General features: G+C 39.0%; 8 protein-coding genes. 6 read left to right on the top strand and 2 right to left on the bottom strand.

From position 1 onward, the window contains the following. The 5 genes from H5072_RS05885 to hflX form a co-directional block, all read left to right on the top strand. The coding region (locus H5072_RS05885; RefSeq protein ID WP_220488523.1) for a lipoprotein-releasing ABC transporter permease subunit at nucleotides 1–1,178 on the top strand (1,178 nt) is incomplete at its 5' end. Then, complete coding sequence (gene lolD, locus H5072_RS05880; RefSeq protein WP_007375330.1) at nucleotides 1,171–1,869, top strand: lipoprotein-releasing ABC transporter ATP-binding protein LolD; 699 nt, start codon at nucleotides 1,171–1,173, stop codon at nucleotides 1,867–1,869. The genes H5072_RS05885 and lolD, both read left to right, overlap by 8 nt. Next, entirely contained in the window at nucleotides 1,859–3,103 is a 1,245-nt protein-coding gene (locus H5072_RS05875; protein ID WP_182692978.1) for a lipoprotein-releasing ABC transporter permease subunit, read from the top strand. The genes lolD and H5072_RS05875 overlap by 11 nt, the downstream gene beginning before the upstream one ends. Before the next feature lie 117 nt (nucleotides 3,104–3,220). Further along, nucleotides 3,221–3,691 carry a DUF1456 family protein gene (locus H5072_RS05870; RefSeq protein ID WP_182692977.1) on the top strand — a complete coding sequence of 157 codons (471 nt, stop codon included), beginning with the start codon at nucleotides 3,221–3,223 and terminating at the stop codon, nucleotides 3,689–3,691. A 327-nt stretch (nucleotides 3,692–4,018) separates the two neighbouring features. After that, a complete protein-coding gene (gene hflX, locus H5072_RS05865) occupies nucleotides 4,019–5,368 on the top strand; it encodes a GTPase HflX (protein WP_182692976.1) in 1,350 nt (449 codons plus the stop codon). 142 nt (nucleotides 5,369–5,510) lie between these two features. Here hflX and H5072_RS05860 read toward each other — a convergent pair whose 3' ends face one another. Together H5072_RS05860 and H5072_RS05855 are read right to left on the bottom strand one after the other, a co-directional pair. Next, nucleotides 5,511–7,244 (bottom strand): AMP-binding protein, encoded by a 1,734-nt coding sequence (locus tag H5072_RS05860; protein WP_182692975.1) that lies wholly within the window; start codon nucleotides 7,242–7,244, stop codon nucleotides 5,511–5,513. A gap of 185 nt (nucleotides 7,245–7,429) precedes the next feature. Continuing rightward, nucleotides 7,430–7,876, bottom strand: a complete 447-nt coding sequence (locus H5072_RS05855; RefSeq protein ID WP_002960715.1) for a DUF3010 family protein — start codon at nucleotides 7,874–7,876, stop codon at nucleotides 7,430–7,432. 354 nt (nucleotides 7,877–8,230) lie between these two features. Here H5072_RS05855 and H5072_RS05850 point away from each other — a divergent pair. Further along, on the top strand, nucleotides 8,231–8,820 hold a 590-nt coding region (locus tag H5072_RS05850; RefSeq protein WP_182692974.1), incomplete at its 3' end, for a TGS domain-containing protein.

Here is an 8,820-nt window from a genome sequence, read left to right as displayed (position 1 = left end):
GTCGCTCCTCTAAAGGAAATGCGTTTATATCGTTTATTTCGTTTTTTTCTATTGCCGGTATCGCTATTGGTTTAATGGCATTATTTACGGTAAGCAGTGTAATGAACGGGTTTGAAAATAGCCTAAAAACCAATATGCTTGGACTTATTCCGCATGTTGAAGTTAGCGCAGGTAAACACACTGCCACCCAAATGGGCACCCTTAAAACCGACCTCGAACAATCTCCTTATGTTGATCATGTAAGCTTATATCGCCACGGCGAAGCTATTTTGCAAACGAATAAAGACTTGCACGGCGTTTTACTACAAGGCCTTTATAACGACAGCGGGTCTTTGTATAAAATTACCGATAAAATAGTGCAAGGCGATTGGAAAACTGTATTAAACAAAAATTACAACATTGCTATAAGCCGTTATTTGAGTCGTAAATTAGGCGTTAGCGTGGGTGATAAGCTTCGCGTTATTATGCCTAATGCTTCAACATATACACCTCTTGGGCGAGTACCCAGCCAGCGTTTATTTAAAGTGGCCGCAATATACGAAACCGGATCTGAGATAGATATGGCACTTGCGTTTACAAGTGGCGCTTCACTACAACGGGTATTAAAGCTGGATAAAAACACTGCCCCAAATTTAAGTGTTTCATTGCACGAACCTTTCGAACTAGATGAGTTTATTGAAGCAAGCCAGCGTATTTTACAAGATCATAATTATAGTGATTGGCGCAGTACCCAAGGTACTCTATTTGCAGCCGTTGCTATGGAAAAGCGCATTATGTCTATGTTGCTTGCCCTCATTGTATTGGTGGCTGTATTTAATATTGTATCGGCATTAACCATGATGGTAAGCGAAAAACAAGGTGAAGTGGCCATACTACAAACGTTAGGTTTAACGCCTTCGCAAGTGCAAAAAGTGTTTATGGTGCAAGGCTTATATAACGGCGTAATTGGTACAGCAATAGGCGCATTTTTAGGTGTAATATTTAGTTTATATATAAATGAGCTACTTGCATTAGTGGGCTTAAACTTATTGGCAGGTATAGAGCTTCCGGTAAAATTTGATATTTTGAGTTTAGTAATAATAGCGTTTGCCAGTATTGCTATGAGCTTTTTAGCTACCTTATATCCTGCGCGTAAAGCCGCAAAAGTAAAACCAGCAGAGGTATTACGTTATGAATGATTTAGTAATTAGTTGTGAAAATTTAAGTAAAGTTTATCAAGATGGCAGCAACCAAGTTGAAGTATTAAAAGGTGTTGATTTAGCGCTGCAGCAAGGTGAAATGCTCGCTATTGTAGGGAGTTCTGGCTCTGGTAAAAGTACGCTTTTACACATACTTGGCACATTAGATACCGCAAGCTCAGGTAGCGCTAAAATTAAAAACCAAGAAGTTGCAAAACTTTCGCGAACAGAGCAAGCCGCATTTAGAAACCAAAACTTGGGCTTTATCTATCAATTTCATCACTTATTAATGGAGTTTAGCGCAGTCGAAAACGTGGCTATGCCATTATTAATTAAAGGCTTGAGTGCAAAAGAAGCCAAAGCTCAAGCGCTCGATATGCTCGAAAAAGTAGGCCTTGCACATCGCAGCTCGCATAAACCGTCTGCGCTTTCTGGTGGAGAGCGCCAACGCGTGGCTATTGCCCGTGCACTGGTTACAAAACCTGCGCTTGTGCTTGCTGATGAACCAACCGGTAATTTAGATAAACAAAATGCGATTAAAATTTACGATTTAATTAATGAGCTTAACCAAAGCTTAAACACCAGTTTTGTGGTAGTTACACACGATTTAGAACTTGCCGATAAGCTGGGCAAAATAGCTTATTTAGACGATGGAAAACTAGCTATTAAAGAGTCGCAGCATGTTGCTTAGTGCATTTTTAAGTAAACGTTTTAGAGCCTATTCAGGCCACAAAGATGAAAAAAACGGCTTTGTTAGTTTTATCGCTAAAGCGTCGACTATTGGTATTTTATTAGGTGTCGCGGTTTTAATTGTGGCGCTGTCGGTAATTAATGGTTTTGAGCAGCAACTAGTACATAGATTACTAAGTGTTGTGCCACAGGTTGAATATGTAGCACCAAGTAGACCCATCGCGAATTGGTCGCAAAAAATTGAGGATTTACAAACACAACCGCATGTAACAGGGGCTGCGCCATTTATTGCAGTGAATGGGATGGCGCAATATAAAAGCCAGCTAAAAGCGATAGAAATTCGAGGTGTTGAGCCATCGCTCGAGAGTAATGTATCGGCGGTAAATCAGTTTACCAGTGGTAAATTAGTCAGCCAGCTAGGCCTTGACGATGTAATTTTAGGTAAACAAATAGTAAAACAGTTAGACGCCAAAGTAGGCGATAACATTACATTACTTATTCCGCAAATTAGTCAAAAAGGTCAATCATTATTAGCGCCTAAACGCGTAACACTTAACCTTGCAGGTGTTATAGAAATGGGCGGACCGATTGATAGTACCGCTGCATTTATACATCTTAACAAAGCACAGCAAACATTGGGTTACGATGAAACCCAAGTAACAGGGCTGCGTTTAAGTGTTGATGATGTGTTTTCGGCGCATCAAATAGCGCTAAGAGTGGGCCAAACTATTGACGACTACGTGTATATTTCTAGTTGGTTTAGAACCCAAGGCAGCCTTTATCAAGATATTCAAATGGTGCGTACCATTGTTTATATTGTGGTGTTTTTAATTATAGCGGTAGCCAGTTTTAATATTGTATCGTCCTTGGTGATGGAAGTACGCGAAAAACAAGGCAATATCGCAATTTTAAAAACCATGGGCGCGAAAGACAGTACTATTTTAGCCACCTTTGTAATGCAAGGCTTAATGCAAGCATTTGTAGGCGTGGCACTAGGGACACTAATTGGCGTGGTATTAGCGCTTAATATAAGTGAGCTTTTTACGTGGATAAGCCAATTATTTGGAGCCAATCCGCTTGAGGGCGTTTATTTTATAGAGTTTTTACCAAGTAAATTAGTACTTGAAGACATTGGTATTACAGTGATTGTTACGTTTGTGCTTGCGATACTTGCCACTATTTATCCTGCATGGCAAGCAACGCGCGTAGATCCTGCCAAGGTGCTTGGTAACTAGGTATAAGAAGCTCAGATAAAAATTAATAGGGTGGTATTAGTAAACCTGTTAAACTAGGTGCTTATATAAAATTAAGCAATAACTGCTTGGTTGCTATACCTCACTTTGGGATTTACTTTGACTAATAACGATATTTTACGCCGCATTCGCTACACTTTTAACTTAACTGATACTGCTATGGTCAATGTTTTTGCATCAGCAGAGCTTACGGTCACCAAAGAGCAAGTAATTGCATGGTTAACTAAAGAAGGTGAAGAGGCTTTTACCCCAATAAGTGATACTGAGTTTGCAAGCTTTTTAAATGGGTTTATTAATACCCAACGTGGCAAACGCGAAGGTGAGCAACCAGAGCCAGAGAAAAAGCTAAACAACAATATTATCTTTATGAAGCTACGTATTGCTTTAAATATGAAAGCAGAAGATGTTATAGCAACACTTGCACTTGTTGATTTTGATTTAAGTAAGCATGAGTTAAGCGCATTTTCTCGTAAAGTAGATAACAAACATTACCGTGTTTGTAACGATCAAATATTACGTTTGTTTTTAACCGGCGTACAAAAGCAGCATCGTCCAGAAGAGTCTGCTTAGTCACTGGTTTTAGCTAATTAGCTTTTAGTTAATGGGCTTGTGTATGTGCAATGCTACATAAAGCCTATTATCAATGTTAAACCCCAACACTTAATAATTAAATACATTTATAACAACACCAAGTTACTTATTGGTTTACTTGCGTGTAAAAATTATATTGCCCCCGCACAAATAGTTCACAGATTAACGCTAATTTTGGCAAAATAAAGATAATAATTGCATTCGTAAGCTATAACGCTGTAAAGCTCGGTCATAACAGCGTAGGATCAAGTTACTTTCGAATGAAAATTAGGTTTGCACTTTAGGTGCATTAACATATAAAAAATTATGCAACTAACTGCAAAACCATCACTTCCTAATGCGTTACTTATTTCTATTAGTACACCACAATTTAAAGGCGACGAAGCAACAGAATCGCTTGCAGAGCTTGCTCGTTTGGTAACTACATTAGGCTTTAAAGTAGTAGGTACACAATCGCAAAAGCAAAGTTCTACCCAAAAAGTTAATGTACTGGGCTCAGGAAAACTAGCTGAAATAGCATACCTTACCGGCAATAAAGGGATGGTTGAAAACGAGCAAGAAGATGATTTACTTGATGAAGACCCTTTAACCGAAATATCCTCAGAAATTCCATCAAACGATTTAGAGTTTGCATGTGCCGATGTAGTGGTATTTGACTGCGATTTAACGCCTTCTCAACTGCGTAATGTTGAGAACCAATTAGGTGTAGAAGTATTTGATCGCACTGGTATTATCATTGAAATATTTAGCCGTCATGCGCGTACTAAAACAGCAAAATTACAAGTTGAAATTGCTCGCCTTAATTATGTCGCGCCACGGCTTCGTGAAACATCAACAGGTGATAAAGAACGCCAAATGGGTAAAGGTGCGGGTGAAACCACACTTGAGCTAAATCGCCGTAAAGTGCGCGATCAGTTAGCAGAATTAAAGCGCGAACTTGTTAGTGTTCAAGATGTAATGATGGACAGACGTACGCAGCGCTCTGAGCTATTCTCAGTGGCTTTAATTGGTTATACCAATGCGGGCAAGTCATCAATGATGCGCGCAATTACAGGTAGTGATGTAGAAGGCGAAAACAAACTTTTTGCAACGCTAGATACCACTGTTCGCGCGCTGTATCCGATTACCCGGCCTCGTATATTGGTTTCAGATACGGTTGGTTTTATTAAAAAATTACCTCATGATTTGGTTGCTTCATTTCATTCAACGCTCGCTGAGGCACATGATGCGTCGTTACTGTTATATGTTGTAGATGCTTCAGATCCTTCTTTTCGCTCACAACTTGAAGTAGTACATAAAGTACTGGCAGAAGTTGGGGTAGAAGGTAGCAAAAAATTATTAGTACTGAATAAGTCAGACCAATTAAGTACTGATCAACAGCAGTCGCTAATGGATGAGTTTCCTGATGCGATGATGACTTCTACACGTAATCCAGATGATATTAGTAAACTGCACAAATACATTATTGGCATTGCTCAAGAGGACATGATTGAAGAAGAGATTGTTATACCGTACACAGCTAAAGGTATTGTGGGCGAAATTCGATCGAGTATGAGTGTTGTTAAAGAAGAATATGAATACAGCCATATTAAATTAACAGTGCGTTCGAGTGCGATTGATTTAGAACGTTTAAAAAAGAGAATGATGAATTTATAATAAATTCAGTACATAAAAAGCACAGCCAATTGGCTGTGCTTTTTAGTATTAGTCCTAACATACGTAAATTTAACGCTGCTAGCTCTGAACATAGCTCTGAGATAAATTCCCTACCCAGAGCCTCAGTTACTTAAAGACGAAACTAGGAAAAAGCGTTGTCGCTTAGCTCTTCTTGCATTTGCTCGCGCATTTTAAATTTTTGCAGTTTACCTGTTACTGTCATTGGGTAGTTTTCTACGAAACGGATATGTCGTGGCATTTTAAAGTAGGCTAGTTTGTCTTTTAAAAACTCACGAATTGCTTGCTCATCAAGTACAGCATCTTCTTTTGGTTGGATCCAAGCGCACACTTCTTCGCCATACTTTTCATCGGTTATACCAAATATGGCAGCATCTTGAATGCCAGGGTAGGCGTAAAGTACTTCTTCTATTTCTCGAGGGTAAATGTTTTCGCCGCCGCGAATAATCATATCTTTTATACGCCCAACAATCGTAACAAACCCTTCTGTATCCATGACACCTAAATCGCCAGAGTGCAGCCAACCTTCGTCATCTATTGTGGCTTTTGTTTTAGCTTCGTCATTCCAATAGCAGCGCATTATGCCTGCACCTTTACTACACACTTCGCCAGGTTGACCAATTTTTTGAATGTTACCCAGCTCGTCAATTATTTTAACCTCGGTATGGGCAAGTGCGCGGCCAACCGTTGTTACTTGCCGCTCTATTGAAGAGTCTGTTTCGGTAATGTTGTTTATGGGGCTGCACTCCGTTTGCCCGTAAGCAATCAGTATTTGATGCATGTTCATTTGTGTTTGTACTTTGCGCATTACTTGCTCTGGGCATGTAGAGCCTGCCATTACACCCGTGCGTAAAGTACTTAGGTCATAATCGTTAAAGTTACTCAGCTCAAGCTCACTAATAAACATAGTAGGTACACCGTGCAGCGCTGTACATCCTTCTTGTTGAACTACATCAAGCGTGGTTTTTGCATCGAACGAATCACTAGGGTAAATGGCTGCTGCACCTTTACTAACACACAATAAGCTACCCAATACCATTGCAAAGCAATGATATAACGGGATAGGGATACATAACTTGTCATCGCTCGTAAAGTGCATAGATTCGGCGACGAATAGCGCATTATTTAAAATATTTTTATGAGTGAGCGTTGCGCCTTTTGGGTTGCCTGTTGTACCTGATGTAAATTGTATATTGATGTCTTGATCAGCATTTAAGTTTTCACCTATTGCTTTTAATTCAAGCTCATGAGCTGCTGTTGGCAAGTTAATAACATCATTAAAAGAGTGCATACCAGGAGATGCTTCATCGCCAATGCGGATTATATTATTAAGAGTGGGTAGTGCTTTTAAATTAAGTGTGTACTTATCGCAAGTTGCAAGCTCTGGCGCTAAACCATTAAGCATTTCTAAGTAATCACTGCCTTTAAAATTTGATGCTGTGATTAGAGTTGAGCATTCAACACTATTTAAAGCATATTGTAATTCGTTAGGACGATATGCCGGGTTGATGCACACCATTATTGCGCCAATTTTTGCCGTTGCAAATTGGGTTAAGCACCACTCAATATTATTAGGAGACCAAATACCAACGCGCTCACCTGGTTTTACGCCAAGGGCAAGTAACCCCTTCGCAAGCTGATTAACTTCTTTTTGAAATTCTTTATACGTTAATCTAATACCTTGGTGATGAACTACAACAGCTAACGCCTCTGGCCTTTTGTCGACAATAAAGTCAAAGTACTCGCCTATAGTTGAATTTGTTAAAGGTGTGCTTTGTATACCTTTAAAGTAGCTTTGGGATAACGGCAAGTGATTTGTTTGCTCTACTTCTTTTACCGGGGTAGTGTGTGTGTGCATTGCTCTCTCCATGAAAATGTGTGTGAGTTATGTAAACTACAAAGTTAAAATAAACACATATTGTCGACAAAGAGAAGTGCAGTTAGACTAATGTATTATTAGATTAATAAAAGCTAATACTACTTTTTAGACACAAAAAAACGCGTCTTACAATGTAAGTACGCGTTTTTAAACGAGTAATGAGTTTACATTTCGTCGCTGCGGTATGTTTTTTTCATGATATAAACGTAAGCGTTTACAAAGGCATTTTCTTGGTACTTTTTAAGGCCTGTTTCTTCAAAATCAATAGGGATGGGGTTGCGTTTTAACTGCTCTTTAACTTCAGTAGTAGTAAATAAACGTACATCTAAGTTGTCAATTAATTGAATTGCAGTTTCCATTTTAAAGCCTTTTGCACTGCCAGCAAATTTACCTTTAGGCTGACGCTCACGAATTGCAACAGAATCAATTTGGTAATCTTGCATTAGTTTTGCAAAATCGAATTGAAATTTACGCATTACTTCAGTGTCGTTACCGTTACCTAAGGTAAAGCGTGTTTGGCGCACATCGCGAATATCAAATACGTCATTATCTTTACTTAAAATACAAAGTAGTACATCACTACCGGTAATTTCTACACCACATGTTCTCATGTCTATTCTCTAAAATAACTTAATTACGCAGTATTATACGCAACGCACATTAAAATGCGAGTGTGGGTATAGCCGTAGGCACGTATTTAATGCATTGATGCTTTTATATTTTAATAAAATGATTTTTTTGCTTTAAAAGCTACATTTTGTGGATAAAACGGGTCGATTTCACCCCTTTAAACTTGTAATTAAATGCGCGGCACGCGACAATATATCTTTGTAGTTGAATAGACTCCTCATCTACATATATTAGTCAATGCTTATTCGTAAAAGCGTTGTCGAGTCATTCTCATTTAATTTATTAAAAATACACGTGATACATTGTAGGTGTCACCACTGTAGCAAGGATTTATAATGCCAGTTATTACTCTTCCAGACGGAAGTCAACGTAGTTTTGAAAACCCTGTAAGCACGCTTGATGTTGCAAACGACATTGGTCCTGGTTTAGCTAAAGCGACCATTGCGGGCCGTGTAAATGGCGACCGTGTTGATGCATGTGATTTAATTAGTCATGACTCTCGTCTTGAGATCATTACCGCTAAAGACGATGACGGCCTTGAAATCATTCGTCACTCTTGTGCTCACTTAATCGGTCATGCAGTTAAGCAACTTTTCCCAGACGCAAAAATGGCAATTGGTCCTACCATTGATAACGGTTTTTACTACGATATCGATATGGAACACTCACTATCACAAGATGATCTTGAAGCAATTGAAAAGCGTATGCTGCAACTTGCAAAAACCAACTACGACGTAGTGAAAAAAACAGTAAGCTGGCAAGAAGCACGCGATACATTTGAAGCGCGTGGCGAAACATACAAAATAGAAATTTTGGACGAAAACATCGCTAAAGATGACCGTCCTGGGTTATATCATCACGAAGAATATGTAGACATGTGTCGTGGACCTCACGTTCCTAACATGAAATTTTGCCAAAACTTTAA

This window comes from Pseudoalteromonas sp. SR45-5 (assembly GCF_014163565.1).
In the GTDB taxonomy this organism is placed as follows: domain Bacteria; phylum Pseudomonadota; class Gammaproteobacteria; order Enterobacterales; family Alteromonadaceae; genus Pseudoalteromonas; species Pseudoalteromonas distincta.
Note: the sequence above shows the minus strand (reverse complement) of the source record. Positions and strands in the feature narration are given on the sequence as shown.